20 protein-coding genes are annotated in these 20,498 nt (G+C 52.7%); 7 read left to right on the top strand and 13 right to left on the bottom strand.

The window, feature by feature from the left end:
- The first annotated feature begins 46 nt into the window (after window positions 1–46).
- The 3 genes from ABTW62_RS03345 (at window position 47) to ABTW62_RS03335 (ending at window position 2,105) form a co-directional block, all read left to right on the top strand.
- Complete coding sequence (locus ABTW62_RS03345) at window positions 47–610, top strand: YggT family protein (RefSeq protein WP_430903167.1); 564 nt, start codon at window positions 47–49, stop codon at window positions 608–610.
- Entirely contained in the window at window positions 607–909 is a 303-nt protein-coding gene (locus ABTW62_RS03340; RefSeq protein WP_430903166.1) for a DUF167 domain-containing protein, read from the top strand. The genes ABTW62_RS03345 and ABTW62_RS03340 overlap by 4 nt, the downstream gene beginning before the upstream one ends.
- A 512-nt stretch (window positions 910–1,421) precedes the next feature.
- Entirely contained in the window at window positions 1,422–2,105 is a 684-nt protein-coding gene (locus ABTW62_RS03335) for a zinc metallopeptidase (protein WP_430903165.1), read from the top strand.
- Window positions 2,106–2,639: 534 nt separating this feature from the next.
- On the opposite strand, the gene ABTW62_RS03330 is transcribed toward ABTW62_RS03335, so the two are convergent.
- The 6 genes from ABTW62_RS03330 to mnmG all read right to left on the bottom strand — a co-directional run bounded on the left by ABTW62_RS03330 (window position 2,640) and on the right by mnmG (window position 8,644).
- On the bottom strand, window positions 2,640–2,810 hold the full coding sequence (locus ABTW62_RS03330) for a hypothetical protein (protein ID WP_430903164.1): 171 nt from the start codon (window positions 2,808–2,810) through the stop codon (window positions 2,640–2,642).
- A gap of 77 nt (window positions 2,811–2,887) precedes the next feature.
- Window positions 2,888–3,895: an ADP-ribosylglycohydrolase family protein gene (locus tag ABTW62_RS03325; protein ID WP_430903163.1), complete on the bottom strand. Its 1,008-nt coding sequence runs from the start codon at window positions 3,893–3,895 to the stop codon at window positions 2,888–2,890.
- Between the two features lie 124 nt (window positions 3,896–4,019).
- Window positions 4,020–4,850, bottom strand: a complete 831-nt coding sequence (locus tag ABTW62_RS03320) for a ParB/RepB/Spo0J family partition protein (protein WP_430903162.1) — start codon at window positions 4,848–4,850, stop codon at window positions 4,020–4,022.
- A gap of 419 nt (window positions 4,851–5,269) precedes the next feature.
- Window positions 5,270–6,034 carry a ParA family protein gene (locus ABTW62_RS03315; protein ID WP_430903161.1) on the bottom strand — a complete coding sequence of 255 codons (765 nt, stop codon included), beginning with the start codon at window positions 6,032–6,034 and terminating at the stop codon, window positions 5,270–5,272.
- Between the two features lie 73 nt (window positions 6,035–6,107).
- The gene (gene rsmG, locus ABTW62_RS03310; RefSeq protein WP_430903160.1) at window positions 6,108–6,746 is read right to left on the bottom strand and encodes a 16S rRNA (guanine(527)-N(7))-methyltransferase RsmG; all 639 of its coding nucleotides are present in this window, start codon (window positions 6,744–6,746) and stop codon (window positions 6,108–6,110) included.
- 5 nt (window positions 6,747–6,751) lie between these two features.
- Window positions 6,752–8,644 (bottom strand): tRNA uridine-5-carboxymethylaminomethyl(34) synthesis enzyme MnmG, encoded by a 1,893-nt coding sequence (mnmG, locus tag ABTW62_RS03305; protein ID WP_430903159.1) that lies wholly within the window; start codon window positions 8,642–8,644, stop codon window positions 6,752–6,754.
- A gap of 276 nt (window positions 8,645–8,920) precedes the next feature.
- Here mnmG and ABTW62_RS03300 point away from each other — a divergent pair, with 276 nt between their 5' ends.
- Window positions 8,921–9,079, top strand: a complete 159-nt coding sequence (locus ABTW62_RS03300) for a hypothetical protein (protein ID WP_430903158.1) — start codon at window positions 8,921–8,923, stop codon at window positions 9,077–9,079.
- Between the two features lie 293 nt (window positions 9,080–9,372).
- Here the strand turns inward: ABTW62_RS03300 and ABTW62_RS03295 are convergent, their stop codons facing one another.
- Window positions 9,373–10,455, bottom strand: coding sequence for a GlxA family transcriptional regulator (locus ABTW62_RS03295; protein WP_430903157.1), 1,083 nt, complete (start codon window positions 10,453–10,455; stop codon window positions 9,373–9,375).
- Window positions 10,456–10,592: 137 nt separating this feature from the next.
- On the opposite strand from ABTW62_RS03295, the gene ABTW62_RS03290 reads away from it, so the two are divergent.
- Complete coding sequence (locus ABTW62_RS03290; RefSeq protein WP_430903156.1) at window positions 10,593–11,165, top strand: OsmC family protein; 573 nt, start codon at window positions 10,593–10,595, stop codon at window positions 11,163–11,165.
- Between the two features lie 99 nt (window positions 11,166–11,264).
- On the opposite strand, the gene ABTW62_RS03285 is transcribed toward ABTW62_RS03290, so the two are convergent.
- The 5 genes from ABTW62_RS03285 to ABTW62_RS03265 all read right to left on the bottom strand — a co-directional run bounded on the left by ABTW62_RS03285 (window position 11,265) and on the right by ABTW62_RS03265 (window position 17,484).
- The gene (locus ABTW62_RS03285; protein ID WP_430903155.1) at window positions 11,265–11,717 is read right to left on the bottom strand and encodes a flagella synthesis protein FlgN; all 453 of its coding nucleotides are present in this window, start codon (window positions 11,715–11,717) and stop codon (window positions 11,265–11,267) included.
- 6 nt (window positions 11,718–11,723) lie between these two features.
- Complete coding sequence (gene flgM, locus ABTW62_RS03280; RefSeq protein WP_430903154.1) at window positions 11,724–12,035, bottom strand: flagellar biosynthesis anti-sigma factor FlgM; 312 nt, start codon at window positions 12,033–12,035, stop codon at window positions 11,724–11,726.
- A gap of 280 nt (window positions 12,036–12,315) precedes the next feature.
- A complete protein-coding gene (locus tag ABTW62_RS03275; protein ID WP_430903153.1) occupies window positions 12,316–13,926 on the bottom strand; it encodes a peptide chain release factor 3 in 1,611 nt (536 codons plus the stop codon).
- Between the two features lie 16 nt (window positions 13,927–13,942).
- Window positions 13,943–15,982 (bottom strand): dipeptide ABC transporter ATP-binding protein, encoded by a 2,040-nt coding sequence (locus ABTW62_RS03270; protein ID WP_430903152.1) that lies wholly within the window; start codon window positions 15,980–15,982, stop codon window positions 13,943–13,945.
- On the bottom strand, window positions 15,979–17,484 hold the full coding sequence (locus tag ABTW62_RS03265) for an ABC transporter permease (protein WP_430903151.1): 1,506 nt from the start codon (window positions 17,482–17,484) through the stop codon (window positions 15,979–15,981). Before ABTW62_RS03265 ends, ABTW62_RS03270 begins: the two co-directional genes overlap by 4 nt.
- A gap of 277 nt (window positions 17,485–17,761) precedes the next feature.
- Between ABTW62_RS03265 and ABTW62_RS03260 the strand changes: the two genes are divergently transcribed.
- Together ABTW62_RS03260 and ABTW62_RS03255 are read left to right on the top strand one after the other, a co-directional pair.
- Window positions 17,762–19,402 (top strand): L,D-transpeptidase family protein, encoded by a 1,641-nt coding sequence (locus ABTW62_RS03260; RefSeq protein ID WP_430903150.1) that lies wholly within the window; start codon window positions 17,762–17,764, stop codon window positions 19,400–19,402.
- A gap of 26 nt (window positions 19,403–19,428) precedes the next feature.
- Window positions 19,429–20,013, top strand: a complete 585-nt coding sequence (locus tag ABTW62_RS03255; RefSeq protein ID WP_430903149.1) for a DUF882 domain-containing protein — start codon at window positions 19,429–19,431, stop codon at window positions 20,011–20,013.
- A gap of 260 nt (window positions 20,014–20,273) precedes the next feature.
- Here the strand turns inward: ABTW62_RS03255 and ABTW62_RS03250 are convergent.
- Window positions 20,274–20,498 (bottom strand): hypothetical protein (locus ABTW62_RS03250; RefSeq protein WP_430903148.1); only part of this gene is annotated, 225 nt, incomplete at its 5' end.

The following is a 20,498-nucleotide window of genomic DNA, read 5'->3' as shown; positions in this document are numbered from 1 at the left end:
TTTCCAGACCGAAGTCGGAACGCCCATTTAATTTTCCGGAAAAACTATGCTTAGCCAAATATCGATATTTCTGCTGGACACTCTACTCGGTTTATTTTCTCTGGCATTGCTGTTGCGGTTTTATGTGCAATGGTTTCGCGTGCCCTACTATCATCCAGTTTCCAGATTTCTGGTCGCGGTCACGGATTTCATTGTCCGCCCATCGCGTCGCCTGATTCCTAGCTGGCGGGGACTGGATCTCTCCACATTTGTACTGGCATGGCTGACGCAGTTCATCATGCTGCTGAGTGCCAGCTACTTGCAGGATTACGGCGCCGAAAGCAGCATCATCGGTTTCGCACTGGTTGCCCTGATCGAACTCTTCAGGCTGACACTTTACATCCTGGTGATCATGATCATCGCGCAAGCGATTCTATCCTGGATCAATCCGCACAGCCCGCTGGCCCCGGTATTGGAAAGCTTCACCCAGCCGATTTTGGGTGTCTTTCGCCGCTATATTCCCCCCATTGCCAACATTGATCTCTCCCCACTGTTCGCCATCATTCTGCTGCAAATATTATTGATGGTCGTGGCAAACATGCAACGCACCGTAGCCCTTGCATTTCAATGAGCTGGTATAGCCTGGACAGCAACAACCATCTGCTCCTCAAGCTTCATGTGCAACCCGGCGCACGCTGCACAGAAGCCGTCGGCCTGCATGGCGGTGCGCTCAAAATCAAACTGGCTGCACCGCCGGTAGACGGCAAGGCAAATGACTTACTGTTGAAATTTCTGGCGAAGCGTTTTGCCGTGCCCTTGAAACATGTCGCGCTGAAACGCGGCGCGCAATCCCGGCACAAGGTCGTCGAAGTTCGCCACGCCGCTTGTGCGCCAGAAATACTGCTCTCGGCGCTGAAAACCGATTCATGAAGACAGGATTCTGAATGCCTCGGTTGGATGGGGTTTAGAGTGCGCTGTTTTTCCGGACCGCTCATCAATACACGCCGAGCCCCCAGTCACCAGTTCGAGTAGATCTCTCGGGACACAATCCCGCGTCAGTTTTATAGTACATCAACGCGACCTACCCGCGATGATTGCTGCCGCAGTATCAGCGTAGACATGCAGGAGCGCATTTCATGCGCCCCACTGAGACTGAAAATGGTTGCGCAGCATTATTTTGCATAATCTGCGAGATTCGCTGCCGCCACACATACTTTGACTGCCGTTCATGAAGATGCCCGACGGGCCGCGGCCATCCAGGTGCATTTCGGCGACCATACATCGCCGCCATAGTAATGACGTTGAAGAGATGGGTCTAAAATGGAGATTTCCAAGCAGCTTCTAAATGGCAGTTATATTCTGAACAAGCGCTTTGCAATGGCGGTCAAACAGCTTGACTCTATTCATCATGCTAAATGGTCAACCTTTTTTAAAGTACTGTTATGTTTTACTTGATATTGATTGTTTTTTTTCTGGGTCTGATCGTGGGTCCATCCTACTGGGTAAAACGCACCATGGCCAAGTACAGCCATCCCGATGATCGTTATCCTTATACCGGTGCGGAGCTGGCGCGCAGCCTGCTTGATGAAGCGGCATTACAAGCTGTCAGAGTTGAAGTGACCGAGCTGGGCGATCACTATGATCCGATCGAAAAAGTCGTTCGCCTCACTCCGGATAAGTATGATGGCCGGTCATTGACTGCCATCACAGTGGCAGCGCATGAAGTGGGGCACGCGGTCCAGGATCGCGATGGCTATCCACCGCTTGCCCTGCGCACCCGGCTTGTCCAATGGGCTGCGCCAGCTGAAAAACTGGGTGCTTCCATACTCATGCTGGCACCGGTCATTTTAATGGCGACACGTGCACCGGTTGCCGGTCTGCTTTTTATGGCCGGAGGACTCTTGACACTGGGGACCTCCACGCTCGCGCATCTGCTCACCTTGCCAATGGAACTCAATGCTAGTTTTGGCCGTGCCTTGCCGATGCTGGAGCAAAAACATTATCTGATCAGAGGGGACATGCCGCACGCACGGCGTTTGCTCACCGCCGCGGCCTGGACCTATGTCTCCGCTTCGCTGATGACGCTGCTCAATGTCGCGCGTTGGTTGACGATCCTGCGCCGGTAATACTGCTTTTCTCTGTCGGGATAACGGCGATGGAAGCTGGCAATATTTGATTGATCTTGACCACCAATAACCCGGTTAGCCTGTGAGACGGCGGCATAGCTTGCGTTCATGCATGCCATGTGCGGCTTTTTCCAAAACTGGGAACATCAACGCTTCGGTTATCTGCTCGTGACCTCCCTGGCAAGGTGCGCAGTTTCTTTTCCACAGGCGCAGGATACGCTTGTGCATCAGTTTTTGTTTTGAAAGGCGACTTTTGACAGTGGTCAGAGTGTTTAACGGTGCGCAAGCGCACCCTACCGTTTTGTAGGTTGTGGTAGTAGCGCGTCATTCCAGCCCAATGTTTACCTGGTCTTGATGTTGGATCCTAGTACTCCGTTCCGCCAAACCGCTTACATGAAATCGCGCCTTCGCCTGTCATGCGTTGTTGCAAATCCTCGCCATAGCTACGGCTATGACTGCGGTTTGCGCCTAGCCTGGCAGGCGAATCCATCGATTTCATTTGTAAGCTAATTGACGGCACGGAGTACTAGCCAGTCAGGTAGCTGGGTGGTTGCTGATAGTTGTTAGAAAAAGCCGTGCGTATAGACTGGCATTATGCTGCTGCATGATCGACCGTCCAGTGTTTCCAAACAGCTTTCTAGGAGGCTGGCCGAGAATAGCGATCGTAGCGAGGGCGAGGCTGGTTGAGATGGATTTTTCGATCATTTGAGGCGAATAGTCGTTCTATTTAACGAAAGGGATCGTAAAATCCGGCCAATCAGGCTCGTCCGCAGTAGATCAGTCTATTCTCGGACAGCCTCCGGGCAATCGGCCGAATCACCATTTATTGCTGCCAGCGCATCCACCGCCATCTGCAGGTTACGGTATCGCGCGATCCAGGCAAGTGGAATGCCATTGGACTGGCTTTTCTGGCCGGACCAGTGGGCTGCCATGATTGCTCCGAGCGCGATCGAGCGGCCGCAGCTGTCTCCCCCGATGCGGATATTCTCTTGTACCGCTGCCCTGTAATCGGTTTCACGGCTGGCAATGTGGAACACGATTGGCAGCCCTTCCATGACATGGCAGGCAGAGCCAAACTCCGACGCGATAGCCAGACTGTTCTCATGACGCCTGGCGATTGCTTGAGCAAGCAAGTCGGAAAGCGCCCCTCCAGCGTGCGGCACAGCCTGTTCAAGTGCCTCGCGCATCGGCATGCCCGTTTGCAGGCAGAATAAAACCGATGCCACGCAGCGTGCAGCCGCGACTGCCACCGCATTGTTGTTGGTAATGCGCACCACCGTATCCACCAGTGCCAGCAGCTTATCCATGGACCCCTGATGCGCCGCCGCCAGGACTGGTATGGTCGACAATGCTATGAGTTGGTCATCGTCAGCGCCGGATTTTTCCGGAAAGGTGTCACTTTTTTCTGCCAGCAACACGCGCAATGTTTGACGAGTCGGTGTATCAACGTACCCCACATATTGCCCGCCTGGCCCAAAATACAGGCTGAACTGCTGCTGATAAGCGCGGCGATCAAACTCCCGATATTGTGCGAAATGTTTGAGTGCGAGCAGGCAGGTTTCACCATAGCCAGATGAATCACCCGCTTGTTTATTGCCGTGCGCGAAATAGCCTTTTGCGCCGGCATAATGATTTGCCTCTGGCTGCAGAAATACTAGGCCAGCTGTTTTTTCTATTTGAGCAATTCTTTCTGGATCATATAGCCAGTGCAGGCCCAACGAAGCCGCATCGGCAACCAGTGCGCCCATCACCGTTGCGGCTCTTGATTCAATCTGGATATTTGTCTGCATTTGTTTGGATCACCTTTCATTGATTTAGCATATTACGTCAAACCCTTTTCGCATACGCACTTAACATTAATTTAATTAGCATATATGCTTTAGACATTAGTTCTGCACGGAAGGCATGATTACTTCAGAATTTGGAGAGGATTCCATCCAGCTGATCGAGGGTGGCATAATGAATGATAAGATTACCGGCGCCTTTTTTACCGGGCTTGATAACAACATTGGCGCCCAATCGGGCCGAGAGATCCTCCTGCAAGCGCATCAAATCACGGTCCACATTCGGCTTTTTTCTCTCAGTGGCATGATTGAGGCGCTTGACCAGATTCTCGGTTTCGCGGACTGACAATTGCTTCCGAACGATCAAGTGAGCAATTTCGATCTGTCGTTCTGTGGAAAGCGCGAGCAGGGCGCGGCCATGCCCCATGTCAATTTTTCCTTGCAGGATCAATTCTTGCACGGGCGCCGCCAAATTGAGCAGGCGCAATAAATTTGTGATCGCACTGCGTGAACTCCCCAATACCTGGCCGGCGCTCTGGTGCGTCATGCCGAATTCCTCAATCAATCGCTGAATACCCAATGCCGCTTCCAGAGGATTGAGATCCTCCCGCTGTATGTTCTCGATCAGGGACAGGGCAAGCGCCGATTCATCCGGCACTTCACGAACGATCGCCGGGATTTGTGTCAACCCTGCAATCTGCGCGGCACGCCAGCGGCGCTCGCCGGCAATGATTTCATAACCCCCGGCCACAAGCGGACGCACAAGTATGGGTTGCATGATGCCTTGCGCCTTGATCGATTCAGCCAGGCCGGTTAATGATGCCTGATCCATATGGGAGCGTGGCTGGTACTTGCCTGCGCGTAACAAATTGATATCCAGGTCGTGCAGGGACTCTGTTTCGGAATTATTGCCTGACAGCAAAGCATCCAGCCCCCTTCCCAATCCCTTCGGTTTAGCCATTGTTATCGTATTTAATTAGATCGCACCAATTATGTGGTGGCAGTTTTGAAATAATCATTTATATCTATGAGCTATTTTCAGTCACGCTTCAGGCGAAACACTAGGCGGCTGCCCGAGAATAGCGATCGTAGCGATGGCGAGGCTGGTTGAGTTGGATTTTTCGATCATTTGAGGCGAATAGTCGTTCTATTTAACGTAAAGGATCGGAAAATCCGACCAATCAGGCTCGTCCGCAGTAGATCAGTTTATTCCCGGACAGCCTCCTAGTCGTGTCATGCTATAAGCTCTAGCGGCTTGCGAAACCATCCAGTACAGCGCGCAACGCTATGCGCAGGGTACGCTGGCACGCCATCAAACTGGCGATGGATGAATCCAGGCTGCATGTACTTTACTGCACATTGTTTGGAAGCATATAGTCATCAACTTGCTGCGGCCAGCACCTCGTTTGCCAGCGCGAGATAGGCCTGGGCGCCCTTGGATTGCCGGTCATGATACAGTATCGGCAATCCAAAACCCGGTGCTTCCGCCAATCGGACATTGCGAGGAATCACCGTCTGGTAAACCTTGTCGCCAAAGTGCTGTTGCAATTGCTCCGAAACTTGTTGCGCAAGAAGATTGCGTGGATCAAACATTGTACGCAGCAGCCCCTCGATTCTAATCGAAGGATTGAATCTGCTTCGTACCCTTTTAATCGTGTTGACAAGATCGCTGAGCCCCTCCAAGGCATAGTATTCACATTGCATGGGAATCATGACGGCATGCGCGGCACACAGGCCATTCAGCGTCAACAGGTTAAGCGCAGGCGGGCAATCAATCAATATGAAATCATAATTTTCATAGACCGCCTGCAGGGCTGTTTTAAGGCGCGTTTCACGTGCCTCGAGTACCACCATTTCCACCTCTGCGCCAGCAAGATCCTGGTTGGCGGGAATCAAGTCATATTTTCCCGGCTCGGCCGACAGACAGACATTCGCGACCTGCTGCTCTCCCAGAAGCACATGATATATGGTGCGATCAAGTAAGCGTTTGTCTACGCCACTACCCATGGTCGTATTCCCTTGCGGATCCAGGTCGACCAGCAAAACTCGCTTACCGGTATTCACGAGACTGGCAGCCAGATTGATGCTGGTCGTCGTTTTCCCCACCCCTCCTTTTTGATTCGCTATGGCAAGTATCTTGAGCATATATTCAGAATCTCAGTGGGTTAATAGCCTTGTTGCGGCACGGGCTGCGGGTTGCGCGCATGAAGCAGGCCATCTAGCTGCAGCGCAGCACGATCAAATGCCGTTTGGCTCTGAGACCCGGCACTGTCAATGCAATAATTTGTTCAACCTTGAACTCGGGCGATAGTTGCATGAGTTCCAGATCTGGGAAAGCGCCCTTCATTGCAACCAATCGGCAATGCTCGACGTTATCCTTGCACAAACCACCCGCCAGCTGGGCAAAACGATTGAGGCTGGAAAAAGCACGCGAAATGACTGTGTCGATTTTATTTTCAACACTGAGTTTCTCTATTCGCTGGGACTTGACCACAACGTTAGTCAAGTTCAATTCAACGGCCGCCTGCATCAGGAATGCCGCTTTTTTCTGATTACTTTCTACTAATATGACCCGCCAATCGGGGCGCGCGAGCGCGATCGGGATACCCGGCAAGCCTGCACCACTGCCTGCATCGACAATATTGGGCCCGCTGATATGAGGCAATACTGTCAGACTATCCAGCAAATGCCGCGCGATCATCGCTTCGGGATCTCTTACTGCGGTTAAATTATGGGTAGTATTCCACTTGGCGATAAGCTCGATATACTGCAATAGCCGATGCCCCAGGCTCTCCACATCCGCAGGCATGCCTGGCAATGCTTTAAGACCTTCCAACAAACGTTTCTCTAAATCCATGCGGCTTATCCTGTTATGGTTGTCGATGCCATGCCACGTTTCAAATGCACCAGCAGCAGTGAAATGGCTGCGGGTGTGATACCAGAAATCCTGGCGGCCTGACCTATGGTTTCTGGTTGGTGCTGGTTTAATTTTTGTTGAACTTCAGTGGAAAGTCCGCGCACGGTTCGATAATCCATATTTTTCGGCAGAATGGTCGTTTCATGATGCGCATGACGCGCGACTTCCTGCTTCTGCCGTTCGATGTAGCCTTCGTATTTGACATCGATCTCGACCTGCTGGGCGACTATGGCATCGCTAACGGCTTGTTCGATCTCCGGCAGCGCCATCAATGTGGCATAAGTGATTTCTGGCCGGCGCAGCAACTCATACAAAGTATAGGCATTGTCAACCGGTTTTGACGCGCCCTCGGGCGCATTTAACTTGCTGAGCGTTTCCGGCAGCACCCATACCTTGCGCAACCGGGCTTTTTCGCTCTCGATGGCGGCTCTTTTCAGGGAAAACACCTGCCAGCGGTCTTCATTGACCAGTCCCAGCCGATAGCCCATTTCCGTCAATCGCATATCGGCATTGTCTTCCCTGAGTTGTAGACGGTATTCGGCACGGCTGGTAAACATTCGATAGGGCTCTGTCACGCCACGGGTAATCAGATCATCCACCAGCACGCCTAGATAGGCTTCGTCACGTCGAGGGCACCATGCCTCCCGCCCTTGCACTTTGCGGGCCGCATTCAAACCGGCCAGCAGGCCTTGCGCAGCGGCCTCCTCATAACCTGTCGTGCCATTGATCTGGCCCGCAAAAAACAACCCGTCGATTGCCCGGGTTTCAAGCGATTGCTTGAGTGCCCGCGGATCGAAATAATCATACTCAATTGCATAGCCGGGACGGGTGATATGTGCATTTTCAAGCCCTTTGATGGAGCGCACCAGTTTGATTTGCACATCATAGGGAAGACTGGTCGAGATCCCATTTGGATAAATCTCGCTGGCCTCCAATCCTTCGGGCTCAAGAAAAATGGTATGTGAGTCTCGTTCCGCAAAGCGAACCACCTTGTCTTCTATGGAGGGGCAGTAACGCGGCCCGATGCCGTCAATTTTACCGGTATACAGCGGCGAGCGATCCAGGCCGGCTTGAATGATTGCATGCGTCTGGGCATTGGTGCGCGTTATCCAGCAAGGTATCTGCCGTGGATGTTGGCTGGCATCGCCCAAAAACGAAAACACAGGAACCGGTTCGTCTCCTGGCTGTTCGAGCAGTACCGAGAAATCGATGCTCCGTGCATCGATACGTGGCGGGGTGCCAGTCTTGAGCCTGCCAACCGGTAGATTCATCGCCCGCAATCGTTGTGCCAGACTGATCGAAGCCGGATCACCCGCACGGCCAGCCTGAAAATTCTGGTCTCCAATATGTGCTAACCCTGCCAGGAATGTACCGACTGTCAGCACGACCGCTTTCGCAGAAAAAGTGATGCCCAAATGCGTGACCACACCGGTGATTTGATGGCCGCTCAATACGAAATCGTCCACTGTCGATTGCAGTATCCACAGGTTTGCTTGCGCTTCCAGGCGCTTGCGAATCGCTTGCCGATACAACACGCGATCTGCCTGCGCGCGTGTCGCGCGCACCGCCGGGCCTTTGCTGGCATTGAGTATCCGGAACTGAATACCCGCTTCATCAATCGCCGCTGCCATGGCGCCACCCAGTGCGTCGATTTCCTTAACCAAATGCCCCTTGCCGATTCCACCGATTGACGGATTGCAGGACATCTGCCCTAAAGTATCCAGGTTCTGCGTCAGGAGCAGCGTTGCCTGTCCCATGCGGGCGGCGGCCAAGGCTGCTTCTGTGCCGGCATGACCGCCTCCGACAACGATGACATCAAAATCTCTTGAAATCTGCATGGATGCTTAATACTATGAAATTCATTCAGTTATTGTAAAAAAGCTCGCCCAAAAACTGCTCAGCTTTATTCAACCTAGAAAATCCGGTTGGATGCGGTTTGGAGTATATTGGTTCTCAGGATCAACAGCCACGGTGCCGGCATTGCGCATCGAGACTGGCCAGACAAGCCCTTCAGCCTAGGAGGCTGTCCGAGAATAGACTGATCTACTGTGGACGATTCTGGCTGGCTGGATTTTCCGATCCTTTTCGTTGAATAGAGCGACTATTCGCCTCAAATGATCGAAAAATCCAACTCAACCAGCCTCGCCCTCGCTACGATCGCTATTCTCGGACAGCCTCCTAGCGTCATGGTCAATCCAGCGCGCTGCAAATCAAGCGCTGCGATTGCAATAACAATATTTTATCTGATTTTCAATGCCAAGACATTAATGTGACCCGCCAATATCGGTTAGTAGCTGCTTGGAAGTGCTGGTTGCGAGTAATCATACAGCAGCCAGATCAAGTTGGTGCTGAGCTGGATTGCCGCGCCACTTCTACGTCTCGCAAGCGATTGGGTGTGCTTGCACACCGTCAAATACGCTGACCATCGCCAGCAAATCGCCTCGCATTATAAGAACCGGTGCACAAGTGCACCCATGCCTGTGGCAGCAATGCATCGCCGCAAGGAATATGACATTGAAGCTGACGATCATTGCAAGGCGGATAATTGACCGCACATCAACCATGACTAAACCACTCGCTCACACAACTTTTTTTGATCTCCATCGCGCAAAATCGGTTGGAACAGGCGCCTGTATTGCCCCGGAGTCAGGCCTGTCAGGCGCCTGAACAACGCTCTAAAAAATGAAATATCCTCATAACCCACCGCAACACTGATCTCAGCCACAGGACTGTGGGTGGTTTCCAGCATTTTTTTTGCTTCTTCCACGCGCAAATTATGCAGATGTTCGATGAGCGTTTGGCCCGTTGCGGCCTTGAAACGGCGCTTCAGCGAACGCTCCGGAATGTCAGAGACTTCGACCAGTTTATGTAGCGCCCCATTCTCGCGAAAATGTTCCGCCAGCCAAGTTTCGCAATGACGCACAACCGAATCGCCGTGCAGGGTCTTGCGCACCAATGGCGTAAACGGCAACTGGCTTTCCTCATGCCATTTCAGCAGATACACTTTGGCAATGCGCAATGCCTCGCCTGGACTGCCATGACGCGCAATGATGTGCAAAGCCAGATCATGCCATGATGTCGCTCCACCTGCGGTGACGATCCGGGCCGATGGCTCAGCAAAGACCAGATTGGGTTGAGCCAGAAAATGCACCTCGGGATAATGCTTGCGGAACAATTCCTGGTAGCCCCAGTGAGAAGTTGCTTCATGCCCGTTAAGCAATCCCGTTTCGGCCAGCATCACGGTACCCGAGCAAGCGGAATAAATGGTTATGCCTTCCTGGAATTTGCGCTTGATCCAGCTCATCAGTACCGGATATTGCCCATGCAGACTTTCATCCGGCCCCAGCCATAATTCCGGCAGGATCAATATCTCTCCTCCAGGATTATCCGCAATCGAAAAATTGGGGATAACGGGAATACCATTGCCACAACGAAATGGCGCTCGATCTATCGCCACAACATCCACTTGAAACAAGCGATGCTCGGGCTCGTGTGCCATTGCCTGCCACAGATTCCCGGCCGCCATGAGCACATCAACCATACCATACAGGGCCGATCCTGCCGTTTGCTCAACAGCCACAATCAACACCTTGACTGAATCATGCCCGCCGCCAGGTTTATCCACCAGGATCTCCTCAATTAGTGGCATAAATGCCATCTTTTCGTCAAGAATCCTACTTACCCATATGCCTGTCAAGCGTTATCGTTACTACAAGTCGCGGCCAAGTCAGCCCTGCTGCCAACAGCGTGACCGATTCAATCATTCGACTTATACAGGAGGCAACAATGAATACGCAAACAGCCACTCAACCCACCACCAAAACCGTCAACGGCGTCAATGTGACCGCTTTGTTCGAAACGATCGATGCGGTCAAGAATGACCAGGAGTTGGCTGCATTTCAGTTCCGCAGCAACAATCACTGGATAGACGGTGGACACAACCGTTCCTCCATTCAATCCTTTTATGGCTGCCGCAGCGAGGATACCACGCGCAGCGAGCCTTTTATGCTTGATGCCGATGAACCGCCCATCCTGCTCGGCCAGGATAAGGGCGCGAACCCGGTCGAATATATCTTGCACGCGCTGGCAGCATGTCTCACGACCACCATGGTCTATCATGCCGCAGCACGCGGAATAGAAATTGAGGCCGTTGACTCTGCACTAGAAGGCGATCTCGATTTGCGGGGATTTCTCGGACTCTCCGATCAAGTACGCAAGGGCTATCACGATATCCGGGTCAAGATGCGCGTCAAATCAAGCGCCACCCCGTCAGTGCTAAAAGAGCTTGCCCAGTTTTCGCCCGTCTTTGATGTGGTCTCCAGATCCGTTCCAGTCAAGGTAGAAATCGAGACCTATTGAGTGATGCATATTTCCCGCGGCAGCGGGTGCTTGCATCGGTTGCAGTGGAAGCAGCCAATAATGTTTCACGTGAAACATTATTGGCGCGACAAACAACTTCTAAAAAGTAGTCGCTCCCTTGGCGCTATAGAGTGTGACTCGCCCGGCTGCACTCTGCAAGGCGCTCAAGGTTCGTTGGGTATGCGATAGATGGTTTGAAACAATGACGGCATTGGTTAGATTGAGCGCCTTGGCGCACCGGGCTAGGTCAAGCAGCTGCTTCCAGGCGCATTCGATTGCTGACTCAGCGTGATTGCCTGATAACCACATTTTAATTCCCTGCGCACCGTCAGGCAGGCCGCCAGCGGTTAACAGCTGATTCCGCCGCGCCTCTAACTGCGAAAGCTGATCTGCTACCCGATCCTTGTCTCCGGTCAATAAAGACAATTCATTTATATCTCCGTCAGCGAGTGTCTTCTGTTCCCGCTCGAGCAAAGCAAGAAATGTTTTCATAGCCCCCAGCTCAAGCTGCAAAACTTCATAAAGTGTGCCGCTATTCAAGATTTTGTGCATTTGTCGTCACTTGTCGGTGGGTGGACGCTTGGTCTGGATAAGCTCCTTGACAGATTCCAGTAAGCGGTCTGCAACAACCTCGGGATTGACCTTGAAGCGCCCCTCGCTAATGGCCTGCTTGATTTCAGCAACCTTGGCGGCATCCACTACCTGGTCATTCGGATCGGGTGCCTGTATTTGCGTGGCAAGCGGACTGATATGCACATGCCCCTGGCCCTGAACGGCCTCGGATTTGGCGGCGCCCGCCTTATCCACTTTTCCTTGATCACCACCAGCGGCGACACCCGAGCGGCCCCGGATTGTTTGATCTATCTTCAAGGTTAAATTCCTTATGGTAAGCACTCATATAACTTTGAACGTATCGGCATTTAGCATTGGAACTTTAACTGATAGCAGCGGATCACGATCAGCATCCAGCCGCATCATGCCACGTGCATTTTATTACAAATATATGCTCAAACAAGCGACTATTTCAACCAGGATATAATCAAGCTATGGATTGCAAAAGAGGGGCCTTATGACGCCAGTCATCAGCCTGCCAGTCGATGCTGAATTAAAGCAGAAGTTTCCAAACAGCTCTTCGATTATCCTCTTGCGCTCAAACGGCATGCGCCTGAAACATGAGCCCGGCATGCTCCCGCATTTTATGAAAATGGATAGCTGGCCAGTTTTCCTCCGCGACACTGATTTCGGCCGCGAATGAGGCCAGAAAAGTGGGGGCTTCCACAGCATCGTAGGCAATACGGTGGGCATTTGCCTCAATGAATCTTTGCAGTTCGCGTGGATTATCGGCGGTTACCCAGCGAGCCAGCTGATACTTGGCCGGAGCAATGCGTGCCTCGACACCATACTCGTATTTCAGACGGTGGGTTACGACCTCGAATTGCAAAGCACCTACCGCGCCCAGCAACAGAATGCTGCCAATATGTGGACGGAATACCTGGATCGCACCTTCCTCCCCCAATTGAGTCAGTCCAAGCTTAAGCTGCTTGCTGCGCAGTGGATCGGCAATTTCTACAGTCTGGAAAATTTCGGGCGCAAAGAAAGGCAAGCCGGTAAATTGCAAGGCTTCCCCCGCTGTCAGGGTATCGGCCAACTGCAGTGTGCCGTGATTGGGAATACCGATAATGTCGCCCGCATAAGCGGTCTCAAGCAGCTCGCGTCGCTGCGAGAGAAAAGAGACAACGGTATTTGTGCGAACCTCTTTTCCACTGCGCACGACTTTCAGGTTTATCCCGCGCTTGAATTCACCCGAGCAAATACGCACGAACGCAATCCGGTCCCGATGCGCGGGGTTCATATTGGCCTGAATCTTGAAAACCACCCCGGAAAATTTGGTTTCGGTTGGCTGCACTTCTCGTTGTAGAGCGCAACGCGCGCCGGGCGATGGCGCCAGTTCGACCAGCGTATCGAGCACTTCCTGTACGCCAAAATTATTGATGGCAGAACCAAAAAATACCGGCGTCTGATGGCCAGCAAGAAATGCATCCTGATCAAATTGCGGCGCGGCATCGAGAATAAGTTCTATTTCCTGCTGCGCCTGTGTAAGCCCCATCCCAAATCGTTGCAGAACCGAAGGATGATTCAGATCTTTGATAATTTCGACCTCTTCTTGCCCGGCACGATCTGCACCAGGACGAAAGACCCGCATATGTCTGTGCTGCAAATCGTAAACGCCATGAAACGACTTGCCCATTCCAATGGGCCAAGTAAAGGGTATCGCATCCATACCAAGGGTGCGCTCGATTTCATCGATCAGATCGAGCGGCTCACGCACTTCGCGATCCATCTTATTGACAAAGGTTATGATCGGCGTATTACGGGCACGGCATACTTGCAATAAACGCAAAGTTTGCGCCTCCACCCCGTTGGCAGCGTCAATGACCATCAGAGCGGCGTCCACGGCTGTGAGCACGCGGTAGGTATCTTCGGAGAAGTCCTGGTGGCCTGGTGTATCGAGCAAATTGATCACGCAATCACGGTATTCCATCTGCATGACGGAGCTGGCCACCGAAATTCCCCGCTGCTTTTCGATTTCCATCCAGTCCGAAGTGGCATGGCGGCTGGCTTTACGCGCCTTGACACTACCGGCGATATGGATGGCGCCCGCAAACAATAGCAATTTCTCGGTCAGTGTGGTTTTACCCGCATCCGGGTGGGAAATGATGGCAAACGTCCGGCGACGCTTTACCTCATGGTCTATCGTCATTCAAAATCCTGAAAATTTAAAAAGCTGAATTATAAAGATGGCAATGCGTCATGTGCGTGGAACCGAATTGACTGATACCCGGAAAAACCTCACGGCAAATCGGCATGACGTGCGGACAACGTGGATGGAAATGACAACCTGCCGGCACATTGGCGGGGGAAGGCAACTCGCCTTCCAGGCGGATCACTGCACGCGAGGCCTTGGGTTCGATCGCAGGAATAGCTGACAGCAATGCCTGCGTGTAGGGATGTTTGGGATCATCAAGGACGGCTGTCACATGGCCTCTTTCAACGATTCTTCCCAGATACATCACCGCCATTTCGTCGGCCAGATAATCCACGACCGATATGTTATGGGTGATGAACAAATAGGCCAGCCCGCGATCTTGCTGCAAGGTTTTGAGCAAATTCAAAATCTGCGCCTGAACCGAAACATCCAGCGCGCTGGTCGGCTCATCGCAGATCAGCAGCTGAGGATTGACCGCCAAGGCGCGCGCGATCGCGATACGCTGACGCTGCCCCCCGGAGAATTCATGGGGATAGCGCCATTTGGCCTCAACCGGTAATCCGACCTGCTGCAGCAAAGCATCAATATCATGCCCTGTTCGATTCTTACCCGCCCCGGAAGTTTCCACTGCATTATGGTTAAGCGCCTGCATCCCCTCCTCGATAATTTCAGCGATCCGCATGCGTGGATTAAGCGATGCATAGGGATCCTGAAAAATAATCTGAAATTGCGCGCGTTTTTTCAACAGCTGTCTGCGGCGCAGCCCGCTCAGCTCCACGCCATCCAGGCCAATACTGCCCGATGTTGCCGGAATGAGCTGCAGAATGGCTTTGCCCACAGTTGTTTTCCCACACCCGGATTCGCCCACCAGCGCCAGTGTTTTGCCATAGGCGATGTTCAGCGTCACACCATCGACAGCCTTGACCTGACCGGCCACACGCTTGAATAAACCCTTGTGAATGGGAAAATGTACCCGCAAATTATCCACTTTCAGCAACGGGGCCGTTACTGCCGGTTGCAGCGGCTGGCCAACCTCCGCCACGTTGTGCTGCGGGGAAGAAACGACCGCTGGCTGCTGTGCCTCACCTGTGGCATAAAGGTGGCATCGCACCTGATGCCCGGGGGCGACTGCTGTCCATGACGGCGCAACCTGGCGGCATTTTGACCACGCCCGCTCACAACGATCGGCAAAACGGCAACCGACAAAGGTTTCCGACAATGGCGGGACATTTCCGGAAATGACGGACAGTCCTTGGTTGCGTTTGTGCCGGGTTGGCAAGGCGGCAAACAATTTTTGGGAATAGGGATGCGCGGGGTACTTGAAGAAATGTTCGCGGCTAGCGGTTTCAATGGCCTCCCCGGCATACATGACTGCGATGCGATGTGCCATTTCGGCAACCACACCCAAATCATGCGTGATCAGGAGAATCGCCATATCCATTTGGCGCTGCAAGTCTCGCATGAGATCCAGGACTTGGGCCTGAATGGTCACATCCAGTGCAGTCGTGGGCTCGTCGGCAATCAGTAATTCGGGCTGCCCGGCCAGTGCCATGGCAATCATGACACGCTGCTTCATGCCGCCAGAAAACTGAAATGGGTATTCCACTTTGCGTCGCGCAGGATCCGGTATACCCACCTGTGTCAGGAGCTCCAGAATCCGGGCCTGTGCGTCAGTATGACTGATGGTGAAATGCCGCTTCAATACCTCTTCTATTTGCTCTCCTACCGTCATCACTGGATTGAGACTGAGCATGGGCTCCTGGAAAATCATGCCGATACGGCCACCGCGCACCCTACGCATGGCTGCTTCCGGCAATGTCAGCAACTCATCGCCATTCAAGCGGATACTGCCCTGGACAATATCCCCGCCATCCGGCAACAAGCGCATGATGGACAATGCCGTCATCGATTTCCCGCAACCCGATTCTCCCAAGAGCGCAAATGTCTCACCCCGCTGAATTTCAAGCGTCAAGCCATCCACTGCACGCACAGGCTGCGCTCCGGTTCGCAGAACGGTTCTGAGATTGTCAATTGCAAGCAGCGGCCTCATGTGCGGACAACACCCTTGGTCGCAGATAGGGTTTTCTCTGCCTGGCTATCCGGAGCAGGTTGCCCGCTGGGCCCGTTCGAGTGTCCAACTCGCGTGCTGATACGCGGATTGAATGCATTCTGCACTGCATCAGAAAAAAGGTTCGCACTCAGCACCAACGCAAACATAAAAATAAACGCAGCGAACAACGTCCACCATACCATGGGCTCACGCGCCATCTCCAACCTGGAAGCATTGATCATGGTGCCAAAACTGATCATGGATGGATCAACCCCTACCCCCACATAAGAAAGCACAGCTTCTGCCAAAACCAACCCGCTGAAATCCATGACGGTAGCAATCAGCACAATATGCATGACATTGGGCAGAATATGGCGGCTGATGATCCGCCAGTGCGAAACGCCAAACGCATGCGCGGCCTGAATATACTCCATTTCGCGCAATTTCAGGGTCTCACCCCGCAGCAGTCTGCACAAACCAGTCCAGCTGGTGATTCCCAGAATGATGCAAAGAAACAACAGCCGCAAATCAGCGCGTGCGGCCACCGTATCGAATAACTCTGCATGCGTTTCGATATAAACTTGCATCATCAGCACCGCCGCGGCGATCAGCAGCACGCTCGGAATGGAGCTGAGCGTGGTGTAAATATATTGAATGACATCATCGATCCAGCCACGGAAATAACCCGCCGCAATCCCCAGCAGCAAGGCAAATGGCAACATGATCAAGGTTGTCAAGGTGCCGATAACCAGACCGGTACGAATGCTCTTGAGCGATTGGTACAACACATCCTGGCCGACTTTATCGGTGCCGAGCACATGATAATGCGAGGCCAGGGCAAAAACCGCGCCGGCCGTGAGCAGAATGAGCGCGAGTGTATTCAATATGGCATACCAGGGGATCTCGGTTCTGCCACGCCAGATAGCTGCCTGCATCGACCAGAATGCGGTCTGGTAGCGCCTCGCCTGCATCATGCCAAATCCCATCATCAGCCCCCCCCATACCAGCAGCCCCCCGCCGAAGCCTGACATGGCTCGCCAAAAAATATCTGGTGCTAATTCAGTATCGGGATCACTCAAATGCGCGCCACCATAGACTAACCGGGCAAAATCTCTGATTTGCTTGCCATCGGATGTCTCAATGGTTTCTTTCGCATACAGATGTGCAGAAAGCGGCGCCGAATAAGTTTTTTCCATATGCCGGCGCAACGGCCCAAGCAGCACGTCGAGCAGACTCAATACCTCGGCGCTGTAGACCCTGTCCTCCCCGCCATGCAGCGATTGTTCCAAAACCGGACGAAAATGCACCGTATCCAGCAAACCAATCAATAAGAAACAGACCAGCACTGTCAACGCAGACATGCCGCTGGCACTATGCGCGACCCTACGCCAAGATACAAGCATATAGGCGTGGCGCCTGATATAGAAACCGAAGGCGATGCCCACCACCACTAACAGATAAACCAGTAGATCGGTCCAGAGGATTACAGGGCTGAAAGGCATAACGAATAAGATCCCGGGCAATGATGAATGGTATTGTAGAGCAATATCTGCCGGCTTGAATCACTTCCAACAACAGTGAACGGTGGAAAAAGCCCTTTGATTTCTGCTTTATGGATAACCAAAGGTATGATAAAACGCAATTTCTTGCGGAAAAACGTTACGCATCCGCATCCATTTCAAGATTGAATGATAAGTGATTTTCCCTACCGATAAATACCAGGCAACTTTTCCGCGCCTGACGCCGGGTGTTGCAAGCCAACCCACCAGGAAAACAGTGATGATGCCACAGCTTTTGGTGCTGCTCATCGGACTATTATTGCTGCTTCCAGTTCATGCCGAGACGGCCTCGACAATGGTCAGCGCGGAAACAATACGCCTGCAACTGGCACACGATGCGGATAACGCGGGCAACCAGTCAGCCCAGGTGAGATTGAAGCGCTTTTATGCCGAACGCGATTACCAGCCTGTCTGGATCATATCCAACCAGTACCAGCCGATCCTGGATACGGCCCTATCCTTTATTGCGCGCGCTAACGAAGAAGGCCTAGATATCCGCGAATATAACAGTGTCCATTTACAGCAACTGCGCACCGCTCCTGAAGCGGAAACCGCGCTGGCACTGGAATTGGGTGTCACCCTATCGCTGTTGACGCTGGCTCAGGATTTGAACAGCGGACAATTATCCGCAACCGCCGCCGATCCGGACTGGCATATTCCACAACAGCCATTTGACTCGGTAACATTCTTGCAGCAAGCACTCACTCAGGACGATCTGCAGCACGCCCTCGCTGACCTGGCTCCGGGCATGCCCCAATACGACGCCCTCAGGCGCCTGCTCAGAAAACTGCGGCAGCTAGCTGCCACAGGCACCCGCTGGACACAGATCCCGGAAATCCTGTCCGCCATCCGGCCCAATACGACCCACCCAGCCATTCCATTGATTCGCCAACGTATTCTTGAAGCCCACACAGCATACGCAAAACCAGAATATGCGCTCACCACCACCGAAAGCGAATGGTACGACCATGAGCTAGAGACTGCCGTCAAAACCTTTCAGCAGCAGCATGGTTTGAATCCGGATGGCATTATCGGCAGACATACCCGGCGCGCACTCAATACGCCACTGGAAAAACAGATTCAACGGCTGCGCATCAACATGGAACGGCTGCGCTGGCTTCCCAGAAATTTCGGTGATCGCTATGTACTGGTCAATATCGCCGGGTTCTACTTGACCGCAATCGAGCATCACACACCAGTTCTGGATATGCGCATTGTCGTCGGGCGTGATTACCGCTCCACACCGAGCTTCAATAGCCGAATCTCATATCTCGTACTCAATCCGTACTGGAATATTCCCAATAGCATTGCCCGCCAGGATCTATGGCCCCGGCAGAAAAGGAACCCGGATTATTTCGCCTCTCAGGGAATCAGGGTATTTTCAAGCTACCGCTACGAATATGAACTGGATCCCGACGGGATTGATTGGCATGCGATCGAAAAACACTTTCCCTATGCCTTGCAGCAGGCACCGGGCAGCCTGAATGCGCTCGGAAACATAAAATTTATGTTTCCGAATCCTTTCAGCATCTATTTGCATGATACACCCTCCAAATCGCTCTTTCAGAAGGATATCCGGACCTACAGTTCGGGCTGCATCCGTTTGGAGAAACCGTTCCAGTTAGCTGAATTTCTACTGGGACGCTCACTTGATGATGCCAATCTCACACAGCAAGTGAGCAGTAGCAAGACGCGTACTGTTCACTTGCCAAAACGCGTACCCATCTACCTTGTGTATTTAACGGCCTGGAGCGACGAACAAGGGGATGTACGCTTTTCCTCCGATATCTATGGCCGCGACAAACGAGCCTTGGCGCATGCGCGCTGGCTCGAGCCTACGCAACTTTCGCGGTCTTTTTAAATTTCTTTCATGAGGGAGCAGAACAAATGTTCAATCAACGAACTGATATAAGTGTTAGCAAGAAATTGACAGTCCACGGCACAACACGTCGCCGCCTATTGCGAGCGGGACTCGGCGCTTGCGCACTTCTGGCGATACCTGCCGCCTACGCGAGTCGAGCCCAGCTAAACGAAAAACACTTGTCACTGCTCAATTTGCATACGGGAGAACGAATAAAAACCGTTTATTGGGAGCAAGGAGCGTATATTCCGGAAGCACTCCAGGCAATACAGAAAGTATTACGCGATCATCGTTCCGGCGAGCAGCATCCCATCGATCCCCAATTACTCGATGTCATGCAGCTGCTGCATCATGGAATGAGAGTTTCCAAAGAATTTCAAGTGATTTCTGGCTATCGTTCACCTGCGACAAATGCCACGCTCGCGGCCAAGAGCCAGGGCGTCGCCAAAAAAAGTTTGCATATGCAGGGCAGAGCCATCGATATTCGCCTGCCCGGCGTACCGCTCAGCACTCTCAGAAAGGCAGCGATATCATTGAACGCTGGTGGAGTAGGCTACTATCCAGCTTCCAATTTCATCCATCTGGATACCGGCCATGTACGTTACTGGTAGCTAAAACCGTCGGCAGCCCTCGGGCAGCGCCGAAAAACCCAGAATTGGCGAACGGAACGAGATAGCAACCCGGAACGCACGAATCAACCCACGCCAGACAATCCCCTGTCAGTTTAGAGCGCGCAAACGCCCCCCCCCTACGCACGGGTGTTGCTGTCTCTGAAATACATGGGTGCATGACGCGCTCTTGTAAACTGAAAAAGGTTCAGAGGCTCATGGTTCCATGCGGTATTTTTGTGACTAGTACTCCGTTCCGTCAATTAGCTTGCAAATGAAATCGATGGATTCGCCTGCCAGGCTAGGCGCAAACCGCAGTCATAGCCGTAGCTATGGCGAGGATTTGCAACAACGCATGACAGGCGAAGACGCGATTTCATGCAAGCGTTTTGGCGGAACGGAGTACTAGGAGGCTGTCCGAGAATAGCGATCGTAGCGAGAGCGAGGCTGGTTGAGTTGGATTTTTCGATCATTTGAGGCGAATAGTC

This window comes from Nitrosomonas sp. ANs5, assembly GCF_050584665.1.
Lineage (GTDB): Bacteria > Pseudomonadota > Gammaproteobacteria > Burkholderiales > Nitrosomonadaceae > Nitrosomonas.
Note: the sequence above shows the minus strand (reverse complement) of the source record. Positions and strands in the feature narration are given on the sequence as shown.